The organism is Caulobacter sp. FG7 (genome assembly GCF_057808875.1).
In genome coordinates this window covers 1-26,871 of the sequence record NZ_JBMDIW010000043.1, presented here as the reverse complement: position 1 = coordinate 26,871, position 26,871 = coordinate 1, and the positions used below count along the sequence as shown (strand labels likewise).

General features: G+C 69.6%; 15 protein-coding genes and 2 pseudogenes. 12 read left to right on the top strand and 5 right to left on the bottom strand.

Going from position 1 to position 26,871, the window contains the following annotated elements; all coding sequences use genetic code 11:
• The first annotated feature begins 135 nt into the window (after positions 1-135).
• A complete protein-coding gene (locus ACODR1_RS23470) occupies positions 136-447 on the top strand; it encodes a hypothetical protein (RefSeq protein ID WP_488882595.1) in 312 nt (103 codons plus the stop codon).
• 97 nt (positions 448-544) lie between these two features.
• The gene (locus ACODR1_RS23465; protein ID WP_116487954.1) at positions 545-1,438 is read left to right on the top strand and encodes a pirin family protein; all 894 of its coding nucleotides are present in this window, start codon (positions 545-547) and stop codon (positions 1,436-1,438) included.
• A gap of 122 nt (positions 1,439-1,560) precedes the next feature.
• On the opposite strand, the gene ACODR1_RS23460 is transcribed toward ACODR1_RS23465, so the two are convergent.
• Positions 1,561-2,784, bottom strand: a complete 1,224-nt coding sequence (locus ACODR1_RS23460) for a serine hydrolase domain-containing protein (RefSeq protein ID WP_488882594.1) — start codon at positions 2,782-2,784, stop codon at positions 1,561-1,563.
• Between the two features lie 129 nt (positions 2,785-2,913).
• On the opposite strand from ACODR1_RS23460, the gene ACODR1_RS23455 reads away from it, so the two are divergent.
• Entirely contained in the window at positions 2,914-4,815 is a 1,902-nt protein-coding gene (locus ACODR1_RS23455) for an ATP-binding protein (protein ID WP_488882593.1), read from the top strand.
• A gap of 102 nt (positions 4,816-4,917) precedes the next feature.
• The gene (locus ACODR1_RS23450; protein ID WP_488882592.1) at positions 4,918-6,162 is read left to right on the top strand and encodes a TetR/AcrR family transcriptional regulator; all 1,245 of its coding nucleotides are present in this window, start codon (positions 4,918-4,920) and stop codon (positions 6,160-6,162) included.
• Between the two features lie 195 nt (positions 6,163-6,357).
• On the opposite strand, the pseudogene ACODR1_RS23445 reads toward ACODR1_RS23450, so the two are convergent.
• Positions 6,358-7,561, bottom strand: a pseudogene (locus ACODR1_RS23445) (IS481 family transposase).
• A gap of 80 nt (positions 7,562-7,641) precedes the next feature.
• Positions 7,642-8,670: an adenosine deaminase gene (locus ACODR1_RS23440; RefSeq protein WP_488882591.1), complete on the bottom strand. Its 1,029-nt coding sequence runs from the start codon at positions 8,668-8,670 to the stop codon at positions 7,642-7,644.
• Between the two features lie 449 nt (positions 8,671-9,119).
• Here ACODR1_RS23440 and ACODR1_RS23435 point away from each other — a divergent pair, with 449 nt between their 5' ends.
• The 3 genes from ACODR1_RS23435 to ACODR1_RS23425 all read left to right on the top strand — a co-directional run bounded on the left by ACODR1_RS23435 (position 9,120) and on the right by ACODR1_RS23425 (position 14,035).
• Positions 9,120-11,198, top strand: coding sequence for a 3-hydroxyacyl-CoA dehydrogenase NAD-binding domain-containing protein (locus ACODR1_RS23435; protein WP_488882590.1), 2,079 nt, complete (start codon positions 9,120-9,122; stop codon positions 11,196-11,198).
• 144 nt (positions 11,199-11,342) lie between these two features.
• On the top strand, positions 11,343-12,902 hold the full coding sequence (locus ACODR1_RS23430) for a class I adenylate-forming enzyme family protein (RefSeq protein ID WP_488882589.1): 1,560 nt from the start codon (positions 11,343-11,345) through the stop codon (positions 12,900-12,902).
• Positions 12,903-13,054: 152 nt separating this feature from the next.
• Positions 13,055-14,035 (top strand): DegT/DnrJ/EryC1/StrS family aminotransferase, encoded by a 981-nt coding sequence (locus ACODR1_RS23425; protein ID WP_488882588.1) that lies wholly within the window; start codon positions 13,055-13,057, stop codon positions 14,033-14,035.
• A 221-nt stretch (positions 14,036-14,256) separates the two neighbouring features.
• Here the strand turns inward: ACODR1_RS23425 and ACODR1_RS23420 are convergent.
• A pseudogene (locus ACODR1_RS23420) lies at positions 14,257-17,563 on the bottom strand (TonB-dependent receptor).
• Between the two features lie 244 nt (positions 17,564-17,807).
• Between ACODR1_RS23420 and ACODR1_RS23415 the strand changes: the two are divergent.
• From ACODR1_RS23415 to ACODR1_RS23405, 3 genes are read left to right on the top strand one after another with little or no spacing between them, the layout of a single operon-like run.
• The gene (locus ACODR1_RS23415) at positions 17,808-19,364 is read left to right on the top strand and encodes an efflux transporter outer membrane subunit (RefSeq protein ID WP_488882587.1); all 1,557 of its coding nucleotides are present in this window, start codon (positions 17,808-17,810) and stop codon (positions 19,362-19,364) included.
• Between the two features lie 11 nt (positions 19,365-19,375).
• Positions 19,376-20,440, top strand: a complete 1,065-nt coding sequence (locus ACODR1_RS23410; RefSeq protein WP_488882586.1) for an efflux RND transporter periplasmic adaptor subunit — start codon at positions 19,376-19,378, stop codon at positions 20,438-20,440.
• A complete protein-coding gene (locus ACODR1_RS23405) occupies positions 20,440-23,559 on the top strand; it encodes an efflux RND transporter permease subunit (RefSeq protein ID WP_488882585.1) in 3,120 nt (1,039 codons plus the stop codon). Before ACODR1_RS23410 ends, ACODR1_RS23405 begins: the two co-directional genes overlap by 1 nt.
• 143 nt (positions 23,560-23,702) lie before the next feature.
• Here ACODR1_RS23405 and ACODR1_RS23400 read toward each other — a convergent pair whose 3' ends face one another.
• The gene (locus ACODR1_RS23400) at positions 23,703-24,644 is read right to left on the bottom strand and encodes a winged helix-turn-helix transcriptional regulator (protein WP_488882584.1); all 942 of its coding nucleotides are present in this window, start codon (positions 24,642-24,644) and stop codon (positions 23,703-23,705) included.
• A gap of 125 nt (positions 24,645-24,769) precedes the next feature.
• Between ACODR1_RS23400 and ACODR1_RS23395 the strand changes: the two genes are divergently transcribed.
• A complete protein-coding gene (locus ACODR1_RS23395; RefSeq protein WP_488882583.1) occupies positions 24,770-25,999 on the top strand; it encodes an acetyl-CoA acetyltransferase in 1,230 nt (409 codons plus the stop codon).
• Between the two features lies 1 nt (position 26,000).
• Positions 26,001-26,795, top strand: a complete 795-nt coding sequence (locus ACODR1_RS23390; protein WP_488882582.1) for a DUF1295 domain-containing protein — start codon at positions 26,001-26,003, stop codon at positions 26,793-26,795.
• Positions 26,796-26,871: the final 76 nt, after the last annotated feature.

Here is a 26,871-nt window from a genome sequence, read left to right as displayed (position 1 = left end):
AACCTCCCCCTCTGGGGGAGGCGGCCGAAGGCCGGTGGGGGGCCGTTTTCAGTTTCCACCCAGGCCGGCCGGTTTAGCCCCCACTCCCCCCACCGATCGCTGCGCGATCGCCTCCCCCACGGGGGGAGGTTCCCAGTGGAACCCAACCCCATGCCCCATCGCCGCAATCCCTGCCCCGCCCGTCCGCATCGCACGCGGGGGCCTGCCCCTCCGCCGCCCCCGCCGACGCCGGCGGAGCGGCTCGCCGCGCGTCGCGCCGCCGAGCGCGTCGAGGTCGAGGCCCGGGCCGCCGCCAAGGCCGCCGCTCGCGCCGAAACCCGGCGACTGGCCGCGATCGAGGCCGAGAAGAAGGCCGAGTACAAGCGCCGCCGCGGCTGTCCGCCCGAGGTCGTCGACGAATATGTCGAGATCCTGCGCCGCCAGGGCGCATGGTGGAACGACCGCTGAAGGCGGGACCGCGCCTCCGCGAAAATCAACAAGACTGCGCACGTCCGCCGTGGGAGGTTCCGCCCACGCAACAAGAGACGCCTTCGGAGCCCCCGCCATGATCGACCTCGTCATCGACGCCCGCCGCCGCGACATCGGCGGCTTCGAGGTCGGGCGGGTGCTGCCCTTCGCCAAGCGGCGCATGGTCGGGCCGTTCGTGTTCCTCGATCACATGGGCCCGGCCAGCTTCGACCCGAACTTCCCCCGGAGCGTCGACGTGCGGCCCCACCCGCATATCGGCCTGTCGACCCTGAGCTACCTGTTCGAAGGGGCCATGACCCACCGCGACAGCGTCGGCTCGGAGATCGAGATCGTGCCCGGCGAGGTCAACTGGATGACCGCCGGCTCGGGCATCACCCACTCCGAACGCTTCGAGACCCTGCGCAGCCAGGGCGGGGTGATGAACGGCATGCAGGCCTGGATCGCCCTGCCCAAGGAATATGAGGAGATGGATCCCGGCTTCAGCCATCACGCCGGCTCGGCCGACCTGCCCTATTACGAGGGCGCGGGGCTGAAAGCCCGCCTGATCGCCGGCGAGGCCTTTGGCGCCAAGGCCAGCGTGCCGGTGCATTCGCCGCTGTTCTACGTCCACTGGGAGCTGGCGGCCGGCGCCAAGGCGGCCCTGCCGGCCGAATATTCAGAGCGCGCGGCCTATGTCTCCAGCGGCCGCGTGGAAGTCGCCGGTCGCGAGCTGGGCGCGGCCCAGATGGCCGTCTTCGCCCCCGGCGAGACCGTGGTCTTCGAGGCCCTGGAGCCGTCGGTGGTCATGCTGCTGGGCGGCGAGCCGATCGGCCCGCGCTTCATCGAGTGGAACTTCGTCTCCTCGTCGAAGGACCGCATCGAACAGGCCAAGGCCGACTGGCGCGCCGGCCGCATGAAGCTGCCCGACCTGGACGATGGCGAGTTCATCCCCCTGCCGGAGGACTACACCCCGCCGGCTTCGCCTCTTTAGGATCCTCCCCCGAAGGGGGAGGTGGCCCGAAGGGCCGGAGGGGGAAGTCTCCTCTGAACTTCCGCATTCACTTCCCCCTCAGTCGCTCCGCGACAGCTCCCCCTTCAGGGGGAGCATCTTGGCTAAGCCGCCTCCTCGAACGCCGCATAGACCAGCGTCCGCAGTTCCCGCCGGATAGGATAGACGCTGGACGGCATCAGCTGGGTCATGAACACCACCGCCAGGTCCTCGACCGGATCCACCCAGAAGGCCGTCGAGGCCATGCCGCCCCAGAAGGCCTCGCCCAGGCTGCCGATGGTGCGGGTGCGGGCGAGATCCGTGGTGACGGCGAAGCCCAGGCCGAAGCCGACGCCGTCATAGACGCTCTCGCTGAACAGCGACTTCGACATTTCGGTCAGCTCGCGGCCGCCCGGCAGGTGATTGAGCATCATCGCCTTCAGCGTCTTGGGGCTGACGATGCGGGCGCCGTCCAGCTGGCCGCCGTTCAGGATCATGCGGCAGAAGCGCATGTAATCGGCGGCGGTCGAGACGAGGCCCCCGCCGCCCGACTTGAACAGCGGGTCCTTGAGGAACGGGCTCTGGGTCGGATCGTCCTGCAGCACCACCTTGCCCTTGGGGTCCAGGCTGTAGCAGGCGGCGAATCGGCCCTGATCGGCTTCCGGCACGAAGAAGCCGGTGTCGGTCATCTTCAGCGGCTCGAAGATGCGGGTCTTGAGGAACTCGTCGAACGGCTGGCCCGAGATGACCTGCACCAGATAGCCCAGCACGTCGGTGCAGACCGAATAGTTCCAGGCCTCGCCGGGGCTGAATTCGAGGGGGAGTTTCGCCAGCTCGGCGACGAAGCCGTCGAGGTCGCGCGGGCCCGGCAGGTCGTCTAGATGCAGCTTGCGATAGGCCGCATCGACATTGCCGCGCTGCTGGAAGCCGTAGGTGAAGCCGGCCGTGTGGCGCAGCAGGTCGATCATCCGCATGGGCTCGTTCAAGGGCCTGGTCTGGAACATGCCCAGCGAGCCGGCGGCGAACACGCCCAGGTCCTTGAAGGCCGGGATGAAGCGGTGGACGGGATCCTCGAGGGCGACGCGGCCCTCCTCGACCAGCATCATGAAGGCGATCGAGGTGATCGGCTTGGTCATCGAGTAGATGCGGTACAGCGTGTCGGACTTCAGCGGCGCATTGCGCTCGCGGTCGGCCAGGCCCAGCACGGTCTCGTGGGCCAGCTGGCCTCTGCGCCAGACCTGCAGCTGGGCGCCGGGCAGAAGGCCGGGCTCGACATACTTGGCCTGCAGGAAGGCATCGATGCGCTTCAGGCGCTGTGACGACAGGCCGACGGCTTCGGGCGTGCTCAAACGGGAATCCCCCTTTACTGGCGCGACCTTCAGTCACGGTCGCCTTATTGTCGCGGATCGAATAGGCGGTACGGCTAACGCAACCTTCACCTGATCCTGCGTTCATCGATTGAAGACGAGGGGAGCGCGATGGGCAAGCGTCCCGAGGGCGAGACGGCCTCGAACATCGATCGTGCCGCGGCCGACTGGTTTTTCCAGAACAGCCTCGACATGTTCATCGTGCTGCAGGACCGCGCCATCGTGCGGGTCAATCCGGCCTGGAGCGCGATCGCCGGCTGGAGCCCCGACGAGACCCTGGGCCGCTCGATCCGCGACTTTCTCCATCTGCATGACACCGAGGTGCTGGAACAGGCGGGCCGGGTGCTGCGGGCCGAGGGCCAGGTGCAGTCCGAGCACCGGCTGGCGCGCAAGGGCGGCGGCTGGCTGTGGGTGCGCTCGCGCTCGAAGATCCTGCCCGACGGGGCGCTGCTGATCGTCTTCCAGGACTTTTCCGAGGAGCGCCTGCGCCGCCTCCAGCGCCAGCAGGCCGAGCGCGCCAACGAGATGCTGCGCAACGCCGCCGGCGTCTATGTCTGGCGCTTCGAGACCCGCAAGGGGATCTACTTCTTCGAGCAGGACATCACGACCCTGGCCGCCCCGCTGGGCGATGCGCGGCAGATGACGGTGTCGGAGATGCTGACCGCCATCCATCCCGACGACCGCCAGGCCATGACCCGGGCTTTTCTGCGCACCCAGGAAACCGGCGAGCACGCCCAGCTGGTCTACCGCCACGCCGACCCCGCCAGCGAGGGCTGGAACTGGATGCGCACCGACTGGCGCGGCGTACGGGCCGGGGCGGGCGGGCTGTTCGACGTCATCGGCATCAGCCAGGATGTCACCGAGCTCCTGGTCGCCCGCGACGCGGCCCTGGCGGCGACGGCGACCAAGTCGCAGTTCCTGGCCAATATGAGCCACGAGATCCGCACCCCGATGAACGGCGTGCTGGGGGTCCTGCACCTCCTCAAGCACGAGCCGCTGTCGGCCGACGGCCGCCGGCTGCTGGCCGAGGCCCTGGGCTGCGGGGCCATGCTGTCGGAGCTGCTCAACGACATCATCGACTTCTCCAAGGTCGAGGCCGGCAAGCTGGAACTGACTCCCGAGGCGCTGGATCCGTCGGCCCTGCTGCGCAGCGTCGCCGACCTGCTGGAGCCCCAGGCCGACGCCAAGGGCCTCTCCATCCGCGTCGAGGCCCCGCCGACCGGCCAGGCGTTCGTCGCCGCCGATCCGGTGCGCCTGCGACAGGCCCTCTTCAACCTGATCGGCAACGCCGTGAAGTTCACCCTGGCTGGCCAGGTGACCGCCCGCCTGTCCGTCTCGCCGGCCGAAGAAGGCATACGTCTGCGCTTCGAGATCGAGGACACCGGCGTCGGCATTCCGCTCGACGCCCAGGCCAGCCTTTTCGAGCGCTTCAGCCAGGCCGACGGCTCGACTACGCGGCGGTTCGGCGGCGCGGGCCTTGGCCTGTCGATCACCCGGCGCCTGGCCCAGCTGATGGGCGGCGACATCGGCTTTTCCAGCACCCCGGGCCAAGGCTCGACCTTCTGGCTGGAGATCCTCGCCCCCGCCGCCCAGGCCCCGGCGGCGACGGACGACGAGGACGACGCCCCGATGCTCGACGGGCTGGAGGTGCTGCTGGTCGAGGACAACGCGGTCAACCGCCTGATCGCCACCCGCATGCTCGAAGCCCTCGGCGCCCGCGTCGCCACGGCCGAGGACGGCCAGGCCGGCATCGTCGCGGCCGCGCGCGGCTATGATCTGATCTTCATGGACATCCAGATGCCGATCATGGACGGGGTCGAGGCCACCCGAGCCATCCGCGCCCTGCCCGGCCCCGCCGGCGCCGCGCCGATCGTGGCCATGACCGCCAACGCCCTGGCCCACCAGACCGCCGCCTATGCCGAGGCCGGAATGAACGGTTCGGTGGCCAAGCCGCTCTCGCCCGCCGCCCTGGTCCGCGCCGTGGTCGCCGCCCTGCCCGACCGCGTCCACTGAGCGACAAAGACTTGGGGCGGGCCTTTCTGCGGCCCCTTTCCAGGCCTAGATTGGACGCTTGAGTCCAACGCCGGAAAGTCCGGCGTTGCAGGGGGCGAGACTATGGACGACGGCCACACCGTCACCGCGGCGACCGCGCGCTACGCGCAGAAGAAGGAAGCCATCCTGGCGGCCGCCACCGCCGTGCTCAATCGCCAGGGCGTCAAGGGCATGACCCTGGCCGACGTCGCCGCCAAGGTCGGGCTGATCACCACCAGCGTCACCTATTACTACCGCAAGAAGGACGACCTGGCCGCCGCCTGCTTCATCCGCGGCCTCGAACGGCTGGACGCGATGATCGACGAGGCCGCCGCCGAGCCCGACGCGGCCGGCCGCATCCGCAAGTTCCTCACCCTCTATCTGGACCTGTCGCGCCGGGTGCGCGCAGGGCAAGACGCGCCCCTGGCCAGCTTCACCGAGATCCGCGCCCTGAAAGAGCCGATGCGCACCTCGGTGCAGGCCGCCTTCGCCGACATCTTCCGCCGGGTGCGCGGCTTCTTCGACGGCGAGGCCTTCGCCCACCTCGACAAGGCCGAGCGCAACGCCCGCGCCCACCTGCTGCTCGAACAGGTCTTCTGGACCGGCGCCTGGCTGCGACGCTTCGACCTCGACGACTACGAGCGGGTGCGCGAGCGGATGTACGACATCCTGGTGGGCGGCATAGCCGGCCCCGGCCGGGACTGGACGCCGTCGGCCCTGCCCGATCCGACGCCCGTCTCCGACGAAGGCCAGGAGTGGCGCGAGACCTTCCTCGTGGCCGCCACGCGCCTCATCAACCAGCGCGGCTATCGCGGCGCCTCGGTGGAAGACATCTCGGCGGCGCTGAACGTCACCAAGGGCTCGTTCTACCACCACCACGAGGACAAGGACGCCCTGGTGGTCGAGTGCTTCCAGCGCACCTTCGCCGTCACCCGCCGCGCCCAGCTGTCGGCCCTGGCCCTGGCCGCCCCCTCGCTTAAAGGAGACGGCTGGACGGCGGTGTCGGCGGCGACAGCGGCCCTGGTCGAGTATCAGCTGTCGGACCACGGCCCGCTGCTGCGCGCCTCGTCGATGGGCGCCCTGCCCATCGAGATCCGCCACGACATGAGCGACGGCTACGCCCGCGGCTCCAACCGCTTCGCCGGGATGATCGCCGACGGCATCGCCGACGGCTCGGTGCGCGCGGTCGACCCGCTGGTCGCCGCGCACATGATCAATTCGATGCTGAACGCGGCGGCCTCGCTGCAGGCCTGGGCCCCAGGCGTCACCCGCGAAGACGCCGCGCGGCTCTTCGCCCGCCCGCTGCTGATGGGCCTGATGGCGCGGTAGGGCTTCTTGGACCCTCTCTCTTCGAGAGAGGGAGGGGCCCGCCGCGCAGCGGTGGGAGGGTGAGAGGTTTCACCGCTAGCCGGTGAACCTCAAACCCCGCCCAAGCCGAAGCTCGAACCACCGCGCTCCATTCGGAGAGGATGTAACCTCTCACCCTCCCAGGCTATCGCCTGGGCCCCTCCCTCTCTCTCATGTTCAGACCGGGGACATCCGTGACGGGTGTTCGGAGAGATCCGTGACGGTTTGAGGATGATCAGATCGGGTTGTTGAGGTCGATGGTGGAGATGGTCTTTGCCCTGAAGACGAGCTCGAAGCGGCCGTCGATGTTGGTGGGGCGAAGGGCCAGGGTCTTGCCGGAGAAAGCCTTTGGCACGCGGATGAGGCGGGCCTTGACGTGGATGCGGCCGTCCTGAACCACGCGCAGCAGGTCTTCGGGGCCATAGGCGAAGGGTTGGACGAGGTCGCGATAGGGCCTGGGGCTGGGAGCGTAGCGCTCGATGGGTGTGATCAGGCCCAAGGCCTCATGGGGGCGCTGGGTGTTGTAGATCATGCGCCAGTCGCGCAGGCGGCGTGCGGCCTGCTCCAGGTCGGCGAAAGGCGGCCCCGACAGGGCCTCGGCCTTGAGGGTGCGGTGGAAGCGCTCGTCCTTGCCCTGGGTCTGGGGATGGTAGGGGCGCGAGTGGCCCAGCGCGATGTCCTGTTCCAGCAGCCACACGCCCAGGGCCGTCCAGGATCGGCCGACGCCCTGGCTCCTCATGCCTGCGCCCCAGGGAGGCCCGTTGTCGGCGGTGATGCGACGGGGCAGGCCGTAACGCTGGAAGGCGTTGATCAGGCAGGATTTCACGGTCGCTCGCTCCTGGTCGGCGCAGGCCTCCAGCACCAGGCAGAAGCGCGAATGATCGTCCAGGACGGTCAGCGGATGCAGTCGCCCGCCGCCGGCGTCGAGCTGCACATGGCCCTTGAAGTCCATCTGCCACAGGTCGTTGGGCGCGGGGTGCTCGAAGCGGATGAAGGCCGCCTGGCCGCCGCCGAACCCGCCCAGGGCCACGTCGTGGCGGCGCAGGATCTGGGTCACCGTCGAGGGCGAAGGCGCCTCCAGGCCCTGGCGGCGCAGCACCGCGGCGATCTTGCGACCGCCCCAGGCCGGATGCTCGGTCCGCACCGCCATCACCGCCGCCTCGATCGCCGCCGGCGTCCTCCCGGGCGAGCCGTGCGGGCGTCGCGACCGCTCCGCCAATCCGCTCTCGCCGTCCGCCGCGTGGCGCGACAGCAACCGATAGCCCAGCGTCGGGCTTACCCCGAACCGTCTGCACAGCTCCCGCCGATTGACGCCTTCAGCCTGCGCCAGCCGCACGAACTCCAGCTTGCAATCCATCGCAGAGACTCCCGTGAACGGCATCTCCGACCTCCCTTCGAGATCGGAAAAGGTGTCACGGATGTCTCCGAACACCCGTCACGGATGTCCCCGGTCTGAACATCTCAGAGAGAGGGATTTTCAGCCACGTACGCATCCACCTGCGCCAGCCGCTTGGCCTTCTCGGCCTCGTCCAGGAACGAGCCTTCGAAGCTGTTCCGCGCCAGCACCACCAGGTCGTCCCGCGTCAGGTCCACGGCCTTGGCGGTCTCCAGGTAGTTGTCCAGCAGATAGCCGCCGAAATAGGCCGGGTCGTCGGAGTTCACCGTCGCCTTGAGGCCCAGGTCCAGCATCTTGCGCATCGGGTGCGCCGTCAGGTCCGGCACCACGCACAGCTTCAGGTTCGACAGCGGGCAGACCGTCAGGGTCGTGCCGTCGGCCACCAGGCGCTGAGTCAGAGCCTCGTCCTCCAGCGCGCGGTTGCCGTGATCGATGCGGTCGACGCCGACGAGGTCGATGGCCTCCCACACATATTCCGGCGGCCCCTCCTCGCCCGCATGGGCGACGATCTTGAGGCCCAACTCACGGGCGGCCTTGAACACCCGGGCGAACTTGGCCGGCGGGTGGCCGACCTCCGAGGAGTCGAGGCCGACGCCGGCGATCTTGGCCAGGTGCGGCTTGGCCTGCTCCAGCGTCTCGAAGGCGCTCTCCTCGGAAAGGTGGCGCAGGAAGCAGAGGATCAGCTTGGAGGTGACGCCCAGGCGTTCCTCCGCCTCGGCCATGCCGTCCAGCAGGCCGTCGATCACCGTCTCGAAGGCGACGCCGCGCTCGGTGTGGGTCTGCGGGTCGAAGAAGATTTCGGCGTGCACCCCGCCGTCGGCCGCCAGGCGCTCGAAATAGGCCACGGCCAGGTCCTTGAAGTCGGCCCGCGTGATCAGCACGCCCGCGCCCTGGTAATAGATGTCCAGGAAGTCCTGCAGGTTCGAAAAAGCGTAGGCCGCGCGGATCTCCTCCACCGACTTGTACGGCAGGATGATCCCGTTGCGTTCGGCCAGGGCGAACATCAGTTCCGGTTCGAGGCTGCCCTCGATGTGCATGTGCAGTTCGGCCTTGGGCAGGCCGCGGGCGAAGGCTTCGAGCGTGGTGTCGGTCATGGGAATTCCATCGGCTCGCGGCGCGGCAGGGTCAAGCCCGCACAAGGCGGCGCGGGAGCCTGTCGCCCCCGCGCCGAGGTGCGCTTCACCTCTAAGTTTCGACGCGTCGTATGCACCGCGTCGCGCCCGCGCCTGAATCGGTCTTGGAATGTCCCGCACGCCTGCAAGCGGCGGCGGATGGCCGGTCCTGGTGCGAACTCCCTCCCCAGTTTGGTCGATTGTTCTTGGAAGACCGTAGGCTTACGCGCCGACGCGATGTCACGTCGGCCCGCGCCGGCAGGCGCCATCTCGACCGAAACTGAACCCTTCGAATGTCCAGTACGACGCCCTGAACGTCAACCTCCGGCGCCCGAAAAAGCGGCGCCGCCCGCGCCCTCTGGACTCTGGCGCGTCGTCGTGCTGGCTTTAGTCAAACAAGCGTTCAAACGAACCAAAAAGGGTGGAACCGCATGGCCGCGATCAACGCCGTCACCGATCTGACCGTCGAAGGCGACATCGGCGTCGTCACGCTGAACTCTCCCCCGGTCAACGCCCTGTCGGCCCAGGTCCGCGAGGGCCTGAAGAACGCCTTCGAGGCGGCGATCGCCGATGCGGCCGTGCAGGCCATCGTGCTGATCTGCGAGGGCAAGACCTTCATCGCCGGCGCCGACATCAGCGAGTTCGGCAAGGCCATGACCGGTCCTTCCCTGCAGGACGTGCAGAACACCATCGAAAATTCGCCCAAGCCCGTCGTCGCCGCGATCCACGGCACGGCCCTGGGCGGCGGGCTCGAGGTGGCGCTGGTCGCGCACTACCGCGTCGCCGTGCCCTCGGCCAAGGCGGGCCTGCCCGAAGTGAACATCGGCCTGCTGCCCGGCGCCGGCGGCACCCAGCGCCTGCCGCGCATCGTCGGCGTCGAGAAGGCGCTGGAGATGGTCACCAGCGGCCAGCACGTGCCGGCGAAAGCCGCGCTCGCCATGGGCCTGTTCGACAGCCTGGTCGAGGAAGGCGCCCTGCGCGACGGCGCCATCGCCTTCGCCCGCGTGGCGCTGGCCGAGGGCCGTCCCCTGAAGAAGGTCCGCGACCTGTCGGACAAGGTCGAGGCCGCCCGCGGCAAGCCCGAGATCTTCACCGAGTTCCGAGCGGCCAACGCCCGCAAGTTCCGCGGCTTCCTGGCGCCCGAGAACAACATCAAGTGCATCGAGGCGGCGGTGAACCTGCCCTTCGACGAGGGGCTGAAGGAAGAGCGACGCCTCTTCATGGAGCTGATGAGCGGCAGCCAGTCGGCCGCCCAGCGCTACGTGTTCTTCGCCGAGCGTCAGGCCGCCAAGATCCCCGACGTTCCGGACGACACGCCCACCATTCCCGTCAAGAAGGTCGGAGTCATCGGGGCCGGCACCATGGGCGGCGGCATCTCGATGAACTTCCTCAACGCCGGCATCCCGGTGACGATCATCGAGGCCAAGCAGGAGAACCTCGACCGCGGCGTCGGGATCATCCGCAAGAACTACGAGAACACCGCCAAGAAGGGCCGCCTGACCCAGGACGACGTCGAAAAGCGCATGGGGCTGCTGACGCCGTCCATGCACCTGGAGGACCTGGCCGACTGCGACCTGATCATCGAGGCCGTGTTCGAGCTGATGGAGATCAAGAAGGAGGTCTTCACCAAGCTCGACGTCATCGCCAAGCCGGGCGCGATCCTGGCCTCCAACACCTCCTACCTCGACATCGACGCCATCGCCGCCGTCACCAAGCGCCCGGAAAGCGTCATCGGCCTGCACTTCTTCTCGCCGGCCAATGTCATGCGACTGCTCGAGATCGTGCGCGGCGAGAAGACCGACAAGTCGGTGATCGCCACCTCGATGCAGATCGGCAAGAAGATCGGCAAGGTCGCCGTGCTGGTCGGCAACTGCTTCGGCTTCGTCGGCAACCGCATGCTGGCCCAGCGCCAGCGCGAGGCCCAGAAGCTGATCCTCGAAGGCGCCATGCCCTGGGATGTCGACCGCGTGCTCTACGAGTTCGGCCTGCCGATGGGTCCCTTCGCCATGAGCGACCTGGCCGGCCTCGACATCGGCTGGGACCCGGCCAAGACCAGCTCGTCCACCGTGCGCGAAGTGCTGTGCGAGATGGACCGCCGCGGCCAGAAGAACGGCAAGGGCTTCTACGACTACGACGAAAACCGCGTCGCCAAGCCCAGCCCGGAGGTCGAGAAGGTGATCCTCGACTTCGCCGAGAAACGCCAGATCCAGCGCCGGCAGATCAGCGACCAGGAGATCCTGGAGCGCTGCCTCTATCCGATGGTCAACGAGGGCGCGAAGATCCTCGAGGAAGGCAAGGCCATCCGGGCGTCGGACATCGATATCGTCTGGATCAACGGCTACGGCTGGCCGGTCTATCGCGGCGGCCCGATGTTCTGGGGCGAACTGGTCGGCCTCGACAAGGTGCTGGCCGGCATGAAGGCCTTCCAGGAAAAGCACGGCGACGACTTCAAGCCGTCGGCCCTGCTGGAGCGGCTCGTGGCCGAGGGCAAGGGCTTCAAGGACGCGTAGCCGCTTCGCGGCCCCCTCAGTCGCTCCGCGACAGCTCCCCCAGAGGGGGAGCATCTGCGCCGCATAAATCCTCCCCCTCTGGGGGAGGTGGCCCGGAGGGCCGGAGGGGGTCTATGCGGCGCCCGCCAAGTGCAAGGAGTACCAATGCCCAGCATCGAAACCATGATCGCCGCCGACTACGGCGTGATGGGCGACATCCTTCGCGAACGGGCGCTGGAAGCCCCCGACCACCCCGCCGTGATCATGGAGACCGGCGAGGCCGTCACCTACCGCCAGCTCGACGTCCTGGCCGACCGCGTCGCCGCCGCCCTGCAGCGGGACGGGGTGGCGCCCGGCGAGGCGGTCGCCGTCTGCGCCCTGTCGTCCATTCCCTATGCGGCGGTGTTCCTGGGCGGCCTGCGCGCTGGCGTCGCGGTCGCGCCTCTGGCCCCCTCCTCCACGCCGGAAGCCATCGCCGGCATGGTCGCCGACTGCGGCGCCAAGCTGTTCTTCGTCGACGCCGGGGTGGCGCAGGCCCAGAAACCCGCGCCGATCGCCGCCCGCACCATCGCCCTGGACGGCTCGCCTGCCGGCGAGGCCTTCGAAGCCTGGCTGGCGCCCGAAGGCGTGACCCCGGCGCCGGTCGAGATCGCCCCCGAGCACCCGTTCAACATCATCTATTCCAGCGGCACCACCGGCGCGCCCAAGGGCATCGTCCAGTCGCACGGCATGCGCTGGAAGCACGTCTTCCGCGGCGACGCCGTCGGCTATGGCGAGGGCGCTGTCACCCTGCTGTCGACCCCGCTCTATTCCAACACCACGCTGGTCTGCTTCTTCCCCACCCTGGCCGGCGGCGGCACCGTCGTGCTGATGAGGAAGTTCGACGCCGGCCGCTTCCTGCAACTGGCGCAGCAGCATCGCATGACCCACGCCATGCTGGTGCCGGTGCAGTACCGCCGCCTGCTGGCGCATCCGGACTTCGACGGCTTCGACCTGTCGACCACGCGCCTGAAGTTCTGCACCAGCGCCCCGTTCGCGCCGGAACTGAAAGCCGAGGTGCTCAAGCGCTGGCCCGGCGGCCTCGTCGAATATTTCGGCATGACCGAGGGCGGCGGCACCTGCATCCTCATGGCCCACGAGCATCCCGACAAGCTGCACACGGTGGGCCGTCCCGCCCCGGGCCACGACATCCGCCTGATCGACGAGGACGGCGTCGAGGTCGCTGTCGGCGAGGTCGGCGAGATCGTCGGCCGCTCGGCCGGCATGATGAACGGCTATCACGGCCAGCCGGGCAAGACGGCCGAGGCGACCTGGACCAGCCCCGAAGGCCTGTCCTTCATCCGCACCGGCGACGTCGGCCGCTTCGACGCCGAGGGCTTCCTGACGCTGATGGACCGCAAGAAGGACATGGTCATCAGCGGCGGCTTCAACATCTATCCCAGCGACCTCGAAGCCGTGGTCGCCACGCATCCCGACGTGCTGGAGGCCGCCGTGGTCGGCGTGCCGTCCGAGGTGTGGGGCGAGACTCCGGTGGCCTTCGTGGCTTTGCGCTCAGGCGCGACGACCGACGCGCAAACTATCCGCGCCTTCGCCAACGAACGCCTGGGCAAGACCCAGCGCCTGGCCGACCTCGTCCTCGTCGACGCCCTGCCCCGCAGCCACATCGGCAAGGTGCTCAAGCGCGAGCTGCGCGACGGGTGGCGCCCTATAATCCCTCTCTCATAGAGAGAGGGTTCATGTTGCAAAACCCGGAAAAACCGCAAACTCCGCCGCGACGGCGCGCCGCATCTGGACAGGCCGAGTCACTCGATACGTTCGATTAACCATAAAAGCGCCGTCGGGGTTGTCGGCGCCGGTTCGTTGCGGAAGCGTCTCGCATGTCCAGCCTTTCAGCCGCCGTTCTGGCGTCGCAGCCGAAGTCCGTCCTCGCCTCTGCGGCGCCGCTCGACTTCGACGCCCTGGGCAAGGCCTTCGGCGGCCCGGCCTGCGATGATCTCAATGGCCGGCTGGCCCAGCGCTTCTCCCGAACCACCGCCGTGCGCGCCTGCGCCGACCGCGCCGCCGCCACCGCCGACCTGCTGGCCGCCCAGGGCGCGCGCCCCGGCGGCGTGTGCATCGTCTCGGCCCTGGCCGGCCGCGAGACCCTGCAAGGCGTCGCCGCCGCCGGCCTGACGCCGTGGCTGGTCGACGTCGACCCGTTCACCTGGATGGTCGACACCGCCCACCTGCGCGAGCGCATGGCCGAGGCGCCCTGCCCGCTGGAAGCCATCGTCACCACCTGCGCCTTCGGCCGCGCCCCCGACCTCCTGGCCCTGGCCGCCTTCCAGGCCGAGACCGGCCTGCCGGTCGTGGTCGACGCCGCCTTCGGCTTCGACGTGATCATGGACGCCCCCGTCCCCGTGGTCGTCGGCCTGCCGGGCGGACAGGGCGTGTTCGTCGCCGCCGAGGACGCCGAACTGATCGACCGCCTCACCGCGCCCGTCTTCGAGGGCGACGACGGCCTCGACGGCTGGCCCCTCAGGCGCCAGCAGCTGGCCACCAACGCCCAGCGCCTGCGCATGCTGCTGCTGGGCTCGCCCGTCGCCTTCCAGCCCGGCTGGGGCCTGTCGTGGGTGTCCAGCGCCTGCGTGGTCAGCGTCGCCGAGGGCTGCGCCCCGGCCGTGGCCGCCCTGCTGGCGGTCGAAGGCCGCTTCGTCACCTGCGTCGGCGTACGCGATCCCGACGTCCAGGCCGACAGCGTGCCGGTCGTCGACCACCTGGCCGGCAAGATGCTGGGCCTGCCCTTCGCCGCCGACCTCGACATCGCCGACCTCGACGACCTGGCCGAAGCCGTCCGGCGCGCCGTGGCGCAGGTTTGAGAAAGAAGACCCCCTCCGGCCCTCCGGGCCACCTCCCCTGGAGGGGGAGGATCTATTGGCGCCGGCATCAGGATGCTCCCCCTCCGGGGGAGCTGTCGCGGAGCGACTGAGGGGGCCGCCCGCCGGGGCGGACAACAGAAAAGGCCGGAGACTTGCGTCCCCGGCCCAGGACGACCGACAGGAGGATGGCCGGCCGCCGTCAGTTTTCCGAGCTGGGATCCCTAGAACTTCTTGCGCAGGCTGAACTTGTAGGTCCGGCCCAGCGGGTCGCCGGTGAAGGGGTCGTAGCCCAGGTCGAGCCGGGCGTAGGACGGGTCCTGGTCGAAGAGGTTGGTGATCGCCACCGTCGCCGTCGTGTCGCGCGGCAGCTGCACGCGATAGGCCAGGTCGGTCAGCACCTGGGCGTCGATGGTCTTGCCGTTCGAGACCGTCACGGCCGCGCCGGTGGTGTCCTTGTAGGCTCCCGTGGCGAACGGCGCGGTGCGCTGGTCGGTGTAGTCGCCGATATAGCTTACCGTCAGGCGCAGATTGTGCGGCCCCCGGCTCCATTCGGCGAAGGCCTGACCCTTCCATTCGGGGATCGGCACGACGGTGGTCTGGTAGTTCAGAAGGCCCACCGCGTCGAAGGCCTTCTCCACGATCACACCCTCGACGGTGGTCGCCCCCACTTCGTACTTCTGCACCCAGGTCGCCGTGCCGCCGATCGCGAGGTCGCCGCCCAGCACGCCGGCGAAGCTGTAGTCGGCCGAGACGTCGAAGCCCGAGTTCTCCACCGGCGCGCCGTTGATGTAGAAGGTCTTCAGCCGCGCGATATTGGCCGGCGAGCCGCAGGCCCCGTTGAAGGTGAAACGCGCCACCAGGGCCGCATAGGCCGGGTCGGCGCAGTTGTTGGCGCCTGCCACCCCGTTCGGATAGATCGCGTTGGTGATGCCGGCCACCGGCTCGGCCACGATCGGGTTTTTGAAGTCGAACCGGAAGTAGTCGATGCTGGCCTTGAAGGCGCCGGCCTTGAACAGCAGGCCGGCGTTGTAGGTGTTGGCCTTCTCGGGCTTCAGGTTCGGATTGCCGAAGATGTCGACCGCCCGGAACACGCCCAGAATGCCCTGCAGCGAGGTCACCGAGGTGGTGGTGGTCAGGGGATCGGGCGGCCCGCGGAAGGTCGAGCCGGCCGAGGCCCGCACCGCCATCCAGGGCAGCGCCTGCCAGCGGACCGAGGCCTTGGGGTTGAAGGTCGAGCCCACCGCCCCGCCATAGTCCTCGTAGCGCGCCGCCAGCTGGGCCTGCACCGTTTGCGTGATCGGCAGGCTGAGCTCGCCGAAGGCGGCCACGACGTCGCTCTGGTTATCGGACGGCGTGCCCACGCCCAGGAACATGAACGGCCCGTTGCGCGCCGAGCCGGTACAGGTCGTCACCCCGAAGTCCGGCGTGTTGACGCACGGATTGACCAGGGCGTTGGAGATGTCGTTGTAGGTCGCCGTGAAATAGCTGCGGCGATACTGCATCCCGGCCGCCCAGGCGATGTCGCCGCCCGGCAGGGTGATCGCCGTCTTGCCGTTCAGCACCGCCTCGGCCACGAACAGCCGCGAGGTCTGCTTGGTCGACAGCTTCTGGAAGAACCAGCTGGTCAGTTCCTTGCTGTTGGCCAGGCTGGAGACGTAACCGGGATTGGCCACGCCGGTGATGGCGTTGCTGGGCAGGGCGCTGGCGAACGGGTTGAAATACATGCAGCCGCCGACGCCGGGCGTGCCCTGGATGCCGGGGGTCGAGGGACTGCTGTCGCAATTGGGCCCGCCCAGCCCCCGCAGCGCCAGGGCGTAGCGGTTGACCAGGGTGTCGTAGCCGGTGCGGATGCCCACCTCCTGCGAGTAGGTCACCGCCGCCTCCCAGCCGATCCCGTTGCCGAACTCGCCCTTCAGGTCGGCCGAGACGCGATAGGCGTCGAACGAGCGCGAGCCGATCGACGGACCGTAGCCGAAGGCCGGGTTGCCGCCGATGCCGAACGGCCGGTTGGCGACGTTCAGCGCGCCGCCGGCGAAGATCGTGCTGGGCACGGTGGTCTGGGCCCCGGTGCCCAGGTTGGTCAGCATCACCGTCGGATTGGCGGCCATGAAGGCGATCAGGCCTGGATTGGTCGCCGGCACGAAGTAGCGCCCCGCCAGCTGCGGGATCGGGGCCACCTCGGCCGTGGGCACGGCCAGCGCCGCATAGGACGGCGAGGTGTTCCAGTCGGGCACGTCGGTATGGGCGTACAGCGCCTCGACGTGGAACCTGGTGGTCTCCGAAAGCCGGGCGTTGATCTCGCCGTAGACCTGCACGGCGTTGGACTTTTCCACCAGATTGTCGAACGGCGTGTAGTGCCAGTAGCAGACCGGCGTCAGGCCGCTGAACCCGGGATAGCCGCCCAGCCCCGCGCAGGCCGGGTCGCGCAGGCCGCTGGTGGTGCTGGCCACCGGGATGAAGCTCGACGGGCTGCCCGCCGCCGACCATCCCGCCTCGGGATTGGACAGATAGGGCTGGTTGGCCCAGTCGCGCTCGGCGACGCTGAGCTTGGAGCGATGCTGCCAGCCTATGCTGATCAGCATGTCGCCGTTGTCCCACGGCTTGCCATAGGTCAGGTTCAGGCCGTAGTCGCCGTTCGAGCCGTCGATGGCCCGGTAGTCGGCCCCGACCTCCAGCCCGTCGACGTTCTTCTTGGTGATGAAGTTGACCACGCCGGCGATGGCGTCCGAGCCATAGGTCGCCGCCGCGCCGTCCTTCAGCACCTCCAGCCGGCCGATGGCGGCGGCGGGGATGATGTTGGTGTCGACGATGCCGGCCCCGGCCGAGGCCAGCGGGTTGATCGCCAGGCGCCGGCCGTTCAGCAGCACCAGCGTCCGCTGCGAGCCGAGGCCCCGCAGGTTCACCGAACCCGAGCCCTCCGAGCCCTGGGCCCGGCTGTCGAACTGGTTGGTGTCGCCCAGCACGCCGCTCGACACCGACAGCGACTTGATCAGCTCCACCGTCGAGGGCGAGCCGCGCTTCTGCAGTTCCTCGGCCCCGATCACGTCGACCGGCAGGGCTGCGTCCTCGGGCGTGCCGCGAATGAAGGAGCCGGTGACCACCACCTCCTCGACCTGCGTGCTCTCCTGGGCGCTGGCCGCCCCCGCCGTCGCGGCGAGCGCCGCCGCCAACGCGCAGGCCGAGCCCGCGCGCAGATAGGTCTTCCTGGTCATTTCCCTCTCCCGGTCTGTCTCTTCTTTTTCGGAGCGCTTGGGCGAGGGTGGATCTCTCTCAGGTCTCGGCGAAATCCTCCGCGCGCGACGACGACGCGCGGCCGCCCGCCGCGCCAAAGTCACGCTTTTCGAAATTGGAAGATGCGAACTTGGATGCCGACAACCTTGGGATCCCCCTCCCGCCGGATACTTTGTACGCAAAGCTTTTCAACTGCTCGGCCTGCAAGAGAACCACCTTGCCGGCGAGAGTCGAACGAATGTTTCGATGATTGGGTATGTTTTTCAGAAACGTCAACCGCTCGTAACGAGGCGGCAACGAAAGCCGCCTGCCGACCGCTTCGAAAAATCGTCGCGTTGCGCTGCCAGGCTGCTGACAGATTCGGGTGGTCGCCGTGCGAGCAAAGGCGCGACCGTCCTACGTAGTGACCGCAAGCATGGGAAAATCGGCCGGCGTCTTGGCGAGACAGGCTTTTTTCTTGTGAATAGTCGCCCTAATTGAGCGAACGACGGTCCAGTTCGTCCGTTTAGGGGCGGTCGTCCGGAAGTGGGGTAGGTTCTTGATGAGTTTCGACGCGACCGCTGATCGCCGACGCACGGCCGCGCGCCTGCTCGCGCAGGTCGGCCTTGGAGCGGGCGCCAGCCTGGCCGTGCTGGCCCTGGCCGGCTGCAACGCCACCGCGCCCCGCACGCCCGACACCCGCCTGCCCGCCGCTTTCGAGGCCCCGGCCGGGACGCCCCTGCCCGCCGCCGCCCTCGACCAGTGGTGGACCCAGTTCGACGACCCGCAGCTGAACGGCCTGATCGCCACGGCGCTGGAAAAGAGCCCCGACGCCCGCAGCGCCGCGGCCGTGCTGGAAGAGGCCCGCGCCGTGCGCAAGGGCCAGATCCGCCAGCTGTTCATCCCCTCGGGCCAGATCAAGGGCGCGGCCAGCCGCCAGCACACCGAGATCCTCGACCAGAGCGGCCAGGGCTTCACGCTCGGCGGCGACAGCGACAGCTACAGCGGCAATTTCGACGTCTCGTGGGAGCTCGACTACCTGGGCCGCCGCAAGGCCGGCCTGCAGGTGGTCAACAACGACCTGGCCGCCGCCCGCTTCGCCTACGAGGGCGCCCGCGCGGCGCTGGCCGCCAACGTCGCCCAGTCCTATTTCGAGGCCAAGGGCCTGGCCGTTCAGCTGGAAGACGCCCGCCAGAGCGCCCGCATCAGCCAGGGCCTGCTCGACCTCGCCGCCGAAAAGGCCCGCCGAGGCCTGTCGGCCGGGTCCGAGGCCGACAGCGCCGCAGCCACCCTGGCCCAGTCGCAGGCCCAGGCCGCCGACCTGGAGAGCCAGCTGCAGGCCGCCCGCCGCAGTCTGCTGATCCTGGTCGGGCGCGGGATCGACCCGCTGGCCAGCCTCGACGTCGACGCGGCCCTGGCCGAGCCGCCGGCGATCCCGGCCGCGGTGCCGGGCGAGCTTCTGGCCCGCCGCCCCGACGTGCGCGAGGCCCAGGCGCGCCTCGCCTCGGCCGCCGGCAATCTCAAGGTCAACCAGAAGGCCCTGTTCCCGACCTTCACCCTGACGCCCGGCCTCGGCTGGGCCAAGAGCGTCTCGCCGGCCTTCAACTTCGGCCAGGGCGGCGCCGGCGGCGGTACGGTGTCGACCACCACCGGAACCTGGACGCTGGGCGGCAACGTCTCGGTCCCGCTCCTCAACATCCCCCAGCTTCTGGCCGAGATCGACGCCCAGGACGCCCGCACCGAGCAGGCCGCCGTGGCCTACGAGAAATCGGTGCAGACCGCCTATGGCGAGGCCGAGAACGCCATGGCCCAGCTGGCCTCGGACAATCGCCGCGTCACCCTGCTGAAGGCCGGCGAGGCTCGCGCGGCCAACGCCTACGCCGCCAGCCGCAAGGGCTACGCCGCCGGCCTCACCGACCAGACGACCAACCTGCAGAACGAGCAGAGCTGGCGCAGCGCCCGCACCGCCCTGACCGGCGCCCAGACCCAGGCCCTGCTGCGCGCGGTGCAGACCTACAAGGCGCTGGGCGGCGGCTGGTCTCCCGACACGCCCGCGCCCCTGCCTCCACGGGCCGCCAGCCAGCCCGCCGACACGTCTTCCGAACGCGCCTCGCGATGAGAACCCAGACCATGACGATCACTTCCGCCCGCGCGCTCGCCCTGCTGACCGCGTCCGCCCTGGCCCTGACCGCCTGCGGCAAGAAGGACGACGACAAGGCCGCCCCCGCCAGCCAGGCCCGCGCCGTCAGCGTCGGCCAGGTCGAGACCCGCCCGCTGGGCGGCGGCGTCGAGGCCTCCGGCGTGCTGCTGGCCCGCGACGAGGCCGTGGTCGGCTCGGAGCTGTCCGGCTACCGCGTCGCCCGCATCTATGCCGACGAAGGCGACTATGTCCGCGCCGGCCAGCCGCTGGTCCAGCTGGACGCCACCCTGCTGCGCGCCCAGATCGACCAGCAGGCCGCCGTAGCCGCCCAGGCCCAGGCCGAGGCCGCCCGCGTCGCCGGTCTCGACGGCCAGGGCGTGCTCAGCCAGGAGCAGATCGAAAGCCGCCGCTACACCGCCAAGGCCCAGGCCGCCTCGCTCAGCGAACTGAAGACCCGCCAGAGCCGCATGACCATCGTCGCCCCCGTCGGCGGCCGGGTCATCGAGCGCGGCGTCAAGCCGGGCGAGATCTCCGGCGGCGGCACGACGCCGTGGTTCCGCATCGTCCGCGACGGCCTCGTCGAGCTGGAAGCCGACGTCAACGAGCAGGACCTGGCGGGCCTGGCGGTCGGCCAGCCGGCCACCGTCACCCTGCCCGGCGGCCAGCAGGTCTCCGGCGCCATCCGCCTGGTCAGCCCGCGCGTCAACGCCGACACCCGCCTGGGCAAGGTCCGCATCCGCCTGCCGGTGCGCGAAGATCTGCGGGCCGGCGGCTTTGGCAAGGCCACCTTCGGCGCCTCGGGCCAGGCGGTCACGGCCGTGCCCGAAACCGCCATCCGCTACGACGCCTCGGGCCTGTCGGTGGTCACCGTCGATGCGGGCAACCGCGCCAGGCAGGTTGCGGTGCGCACCGGCCGCCGCGGCGGCGGCTGGGTCGAACTGGTCCAGGGCCCCGCCCCCGGCACGCGCGTCATCGTCGGCTCGGCCGCCTTCGCTGGCGACGGCGACCTGGTGAAGCCACAGCCCGTCACGGCCGCCCAGAAGGCCGCGAACTGATGTCCGAGCTTCGCATCTCAGCCTGGTCGATCAGGAACCCGATCCCGGTCGCGGTCCTGTTCATCGCCCTGATTATCGCCGGCGTCGGGGCCTACCTGTCGCTGCCGGTCAAGCAGTTCCCGAACGTCACCTTCCCGGCCGTGACCGTCTCGGTCACCCAGAGCGGCGCGGCCCCCGGCGAGCTGGAGACCCAGGTCACCCGCCCGATCGAGGACGCCGTCTCGGGCATCTCCAACATCAAGACCATCCGCTCGTCGGTGACGCAGGGCGCCTCGACCACCACCATCGAGTTCGAGCTCGGCGAGGACCTGCAGAAGGTCACCGACGAGGTCCGCTCCAAGGTCGACCAGGCCCGCGCCAGCCTGCCCAAGGAGATCGACGAGCCGATCGTCCAGCGCCTCGAGATCGACAGCGCCCCGATCATCACCTACGCCGTCTCGGCCCCGGCGATGAGCACGGCGGAGCTGTCGTGGTTCGTCGACGACACCGTCACCCGCGCCCTGCAGGGCGAAAAGGGCGTGGCCCAGGTGGCCCGCGTCGGCGGCGCCGAGCGCGAGATCAACGTCATCATCGACCCGGCCCGCATGGCCGCCTTCGGCGTGACCGCGCCGCAACTGAACCAGGCCCTGGCCAATTTCAGCCTCGACGCCCCCGGCGGCCGGGCCACGGTCGGCGGCCGCGAACAGACCCTGCGGGTGCTGGGCGCGGCCAACACGCTGGACCAGCTCAAGCAGATCACCATCCCGGTCGGCTCGCGCTACGTGAAGCTGACCGACGTCGCCGACGTCGGCCAGGGCGCCGGCGAGGAACGCGGCTTCGCCCGCCTCGACGGCAAGCCGGTCGTCGCCTTCCAGGTCATGAAGACCCGCGAGTCCAGCGACGTCGAGGTCGAGGATCGCGTGAAGGAAGCCGTCCTGGCCCTCGAGGCCAGGAGCAAGGGCGTCGCCTTCACCAAGATCTACTCCACCGTCGACGAGACCCGGGCCAGCTTCAAGGCCACCGAGCACACCCTGCTCGAAGGCATGCTGCTGGCCTCGCTGGTGGTGTTCCTGTTCCTGCGCGAGTGGCGCGCCACCCTGATCACCGCCATCGCCATGCCGGTGTCGCTGATCCCGACCTTCGCCTTCATGGCCATGGTCGGCTTCTCGCTGAACGTCGTCACCCTGCTGGCGCTGACCCTGGTCATCGGCATCCTCGTCGACGACGCCATCGTCGAGATCGAGAACATCGAGAAACGGGTGTCCAAGGGCGAGCGGCCCTACCAGGCGGCGATGGAGGGGGCCGACGCCATTGGCCTGGCGGTCGTGGCCACCACCTTCACCATCGTCGCGGTGTTCGTGCCGGTGTCCTACATGCCCGGCATCCCCGGCCAGTTCTTCAAGGAGTTCGGCCTGACCGTCGCGGTCTCGGTGCTGTTCTCGCTGGTCGTGGCCCGCCTGCTGACGCCGCTGCTGGCCGCCTACTTCCTCAAGCCGGCCAAGAAGCCCCACCCGCGCAAGCCGTTCGAGGGCCTCTACCGCAAGAGCCTCGACTGGGCGCTGGACCACCGGATCATCAGCTTCATCCTCGGCGGCGTGCTGACCGTCGGCTCGCTGGTCGGCGCCGGCTTCCTGGCGTCGATCGGCGTGCTGCCCGTCGGCTTCCAGCCGGCCGGGAACGCCAACTACTACTACATCAAGCTGCAAGGCCCGCCCGGCGCGACCGTCACCGACATGGACCGCACGGTCCAGGCCGTGACCAGGATGTTCAAGGCCCGTCCCGAGACCGAGCACGTCTTCGTCCAGGTCGGTTCCAACATCGCCAGCGGCTTCGGCGGCCAGAGCGGCGCCGACGTTCGCGACGGCACCGTCACCGTCGTGCTCACGGGCGACCGCAAGCTGACCGTCACGGAGATCAAGCAGGAGATCCGCGCCGGCCTGCGCGACATTCCCGACGCCCGCGTCAACCTGCAGAGCGACTGGGGTTCGGCCGACATCCAGAACATCATCACCTCCGACGATGGCCTGGCGCTCGACAAGGCCGCCCTGGATATCGAGCGCGAGATGCGGACCCTGAAGACCGTGGCCGACCCGCGGCCCTCCTCCCCGCCCAGCGGTCCGGAGATCGTCATCCGGCCGCGCGCCGACGAGGCCGCCCGCCTGGGCGTCTCGGTGGCCGACATCGCCGCCATCGCCCGCGTGGCCACGGTGGGCGACATCGACGCCAACGTCGCCAAGATGACCCAGGGCGAGCGCCGCATCCCGATCCGCATCCGCCTGCCCGACGGCGCGCGCTCGGACCTGGCCGCGATCGGCGCCCTGCAGGTGCCCACCGCCAGCGGCGGCGTCACCCGCCTCGACAGCGTCGCCGACATCGACTTCCAGGCGGGTCCCGCCAAGATCGACCGCTTCGGCCGCAAGCGTCAGCTGACCGTCGAGGCCGACCTCGCCGGCAAGGCCCAGCTGGGCCAGGCGCTGGAAGAGATCGGCAAGCTGGAGTCGATGAAGAACCTGCCCGCGGGCGTCACCCCGGCCTCGGCCGGCGACCAGGAAGCGTTCACCGAACTCTTCAGCGGCTTCGCCGTCGCCATCCTGTCGGCCATCGGCCTGGTGTTCGGCGTGCTCGTCCTGCTGTTCCGCAGCTTCTTCAAGCCGATCACCATCATCTCGGCCCTGCCGCTGGCCATCAGCGGCGCCCTGGTGGCGCTGGTGGTCTGCCGCCAGCCGCTGTCGATGCCGTCGCTGATCGGCTTCCTGATGCTGATGGGCCTGGCGGCCAAGAACTCGATCCTGCTGGTCGAGTACGCCATCGAGCAGGAGCGCGCCGGCATGACCCAGCGCGAGGCCCTGATCGACGCCTGCCACGAGCGCGCCCGTCCGATCGTCATGACCACCCTGGCGATGATGGCCGGCATGCTGCCCACCGCCCTGGGCCTGGGCCAAGGCTCGGAGTTCCGCCAGCCCATGGCCGTGGCCGTGATCGGCGGCCTGATCACCTCGACCCTGCTGTCGCTGGTGCTGGTGCCGGTGGTCTATGAGGTCATCGACGACTTCGAGCGCTGGATCACCCCGAAGCTCTCGCGCCTGACCACGCCGCGCGAGGCCCCGGGGACGACGGCTTCGCCGGTGGATCGGCTGTAGAGGCAATGGGGCCGGAGGAGACCCCCTCCGGCCCTCCGGGCCACCTCCCCCAAAGGGGGAGGATCTAGAAGCGCCACGCCAAGAAGATGCTCCCCCTCTGGGGGAGCTGTCGGCAAAGCCGACTGAGGGGGCTCCCCCCGCCTCTACGCCAGCACGGTCGTCTCCGGCCCGACCACCCCGCCGCAGGCCGCGCACCTCACCACCGCCTCCAGCCGCTGCCCGCACGGACCATGGGTCAGCACCTCCGGCGGCCCTTCCGGCCCGGCCAGCCAGCGGTCGCCCCAGGCCATCAGCGTCACGAGCAGCGGGAACAGCTCGCGCCCCTCGTCGGTCAGCCGGTACTCCCAGCGCTCGGGCCGCTCCTGGTAGCGCACGCGGTCCAGCACCCCCAGCGCCGTCAGCCGCGCCAGGCGATCCGAGAGGATGTTGCTCGCCGCGCCCATCTGCGCCTGCAGGTCGGCGAACCGGCGCAGGCCGTAGAACGCCGCCGCCACCAGGTGCGAGGTCCAGCGGTCGCCCAGCACCGCGATGGCCCGCTCGGCCACCGGCGGGACGCCGCCCTCCCCCTCGACGATCGAGCGCCGCTGGGCGCGCGGACCCGGCGCGGGATCCAGGCCCGCCCCCGGGCCTGGGGCCACGGTGGTATTGCGGGCGGTCACCGCCTCGCCGCACGCCTTGCAGGTCAGTTCAGCGACCAGTTCGCAGCCACACGTCCGGTGCATGACACGATGGGCCGGGTCGCCAGAAACGTCGACGGCCGCGTCCCCCCGCTTCTGGTCCCAGCGCAGGATCATCAGGGCGGCGGCGAACAGGTCCAGCCCCTTGGCCGTCAGGTGATAGCCGTGCCGGACGGGCCGCTCCTGATAGAGCCGCCGCTCCAGGATCCCCGCGCCCTCCAGCCGGCCCAGCCGGTCGGTCAGCAGCGATCGGGCCATGCCGGTATGGGCCACGAAGCCGTCGAACCGGCTGACGCCCCGGAACGCCGCGTACAGCGCCAGCAGCGTCCAGCGGTCGCCGATGACGTTCAGCGCCCGCGCCGCGGAACTGGCCCTGACCGTGCGGAAACTGTGGTTTTCGGGCGACATCTTCCCCTTGGTGCGAGCGTTCGCGGCCGCCTGTCAATCTTGGCCGATTGCCTCGCCCGCAAGTAGCTTTTATAACGAGACTAACAAGAGCGGGGACGGGTAATCTCGCCGGCGTGGAGGCAGCCATGGTCTACATCCTGGGGGGATGGCAGAGCGACTTCTCCGCGAACTGGTCGCGCCAGGGCTGGGGCCTGGCCGACGCGTTTGGCGAGGCGGTGGCGCAGGGACTTGCGGCCACCGACCTCGCCCCTTCCGACATCGAGACCGGCCACGTCGGCAACTTCGCCGGCGAACTGTTCGCCGGCCAGGGCCTGCTGGGCGGCTTCTTCGGCCTCGTCCATCCCGAACTCGACGGCCTGCCGACCATGCGCCACGAGGCCGCCTGCGCGTCCGGCAGCTGCGCCGTCCTGGCCGCCGCCGCCGAGATCGAGGCCGGCCGCTACGGCCTGTCCTGCGTGGTCGGCATCGAGCAGATGCGCAACGTCCCCGGCCAGACCGCCGCCGAACACCTGGGCGCGGCCGCCTGGACCGGGCACGAGTTCCAGGACGCCCGCTTCCTGTGGCCCGCCGCCTTCTCCGACCTGGCCGAGGTCTACGACCAGCGTTTCGGCCTGCGCTACGAGCACCTGATGGCGATCGCCGAACAGAACTTCGCCAACGGCCGCCGCAACCCCAACGCCCAGACCCGCGACTGGCGCTTCGCCCCCGAGGCCTTCACCGCCGACGACGTCGCCAATCCGGTGGTCGAGGGCCGCACCCGCAAGCAGGACTGCGGCCAGGTCACCGATGGAACCGCGGTGATCTTCCTGGCCTCGGAGGAGCGCGCCAAGGCCTATGCCGACGCTCACGGCATCGCGCTCGAAAGCCTGCCACGCATCAAGGGCTGGGGTCACCGCTCGGCCCCGATCCCGCTCGACCGCAAGCTGACAGCGAGCAGGGCCAATGTCGAAGCGGGCGGTCACGTCTTCCCGCAGGTGCGCCGCGCCATCGACGACGCCCGGGCTCGGGCAGGCCTGTCGCTGGCCGATATCGACGCCGTCGAAACCCACGACTGCTTCGCCGTCACCGAATACATGGCCATCGACCACCTGGGCCTGACCGCGCCCGGCGAGGCCTGGAAGGCGATCGAGGCCGGCGACACCGCCATCGGCGGCAAGCTGCCGATCAATCCGTCAGGCGGCCTGATCGGCGCCGGCCACCCCGTCGGCGCCACCGGCGTGCGCATGGTGCTCGACGCCTTCAAGCAGACCACCGGAACGGCCAGCGACTATCAGGTCGACGGCGCCCGCAACGTCCAGACCCTCAATATCGGCGGCTCGACCACCACCACGGTCAGCCTGGTGATCGGAACCTGACATGCTGCAGATCCTGCTGGTCGACGCCGCCGTCTCGGCCGCCGCCTTCCTGGCGCTATGGCTGGTCTCGCTGAAGATCCGCGACGTCAGCTTCATCGACGCCTGGTGGGGCCTTGGCATGGCCTTGATCGCCTGGACCGCCTTCCTGCAGGGCCCGCCCACGCCGCGCGGCGTGCTGCTGACGACGATCTGCACCGTCTGGGCCGCGCGCCTGGGCGGCTACCTGCTGTGGCGCTGGCGCAAGCACGGCGCCGACCGCCGCTACGTCGCCATGCTGGCCCATGCCGAGAAGGAACGCGGCTGGAGCTTCGCCAAGACCTCGCTGCTGCTGGTCTTTTCCCTGCAATACGTCATGCAGTTCGTCGTCGCCCTGCCCGTGCAGATGGGCCAGGCGCCCGGCCCGCTCGGTCCGCTGGCCTTCGTCGGCGCGGCGCTGGCCGTGATCGGCATCGTCTTCGAGACCGTCGGCGACGCCCAGCTCGTCGCCTTCAAGGCCGACCCGGCCAACGCCGGCAAGGTCATGGACAAGGGCCTGTGGCGCTACACCCGCCACCCCAACTATTTCGGCGACGCCTGCACCTGGTGGGGCCTCTTCCTGATCGCCGCCGAGGCCCTGCCCTGGGGGCCCGCCTCGATCGTCGGCCCGATCCTGCTGACCTTCACCCTGATCCGCTGGAGCGGCGTGCCCACCACCGAAGGCCGCCTGAAGAAGACCCGACCCGACTACGCGGCCTATGTGGCGCGGACCTCGGGGTTCGTGCCGTGGTTTCCTCGCAAAAGCGCCCCTCTCCCATAGGGAGAGGGATCGGAGGAGTTCCCCTTGTATCTAGATCGCGGCGCCGGAGCGTGATGGCTTGGTGCTGTGAAGGGGC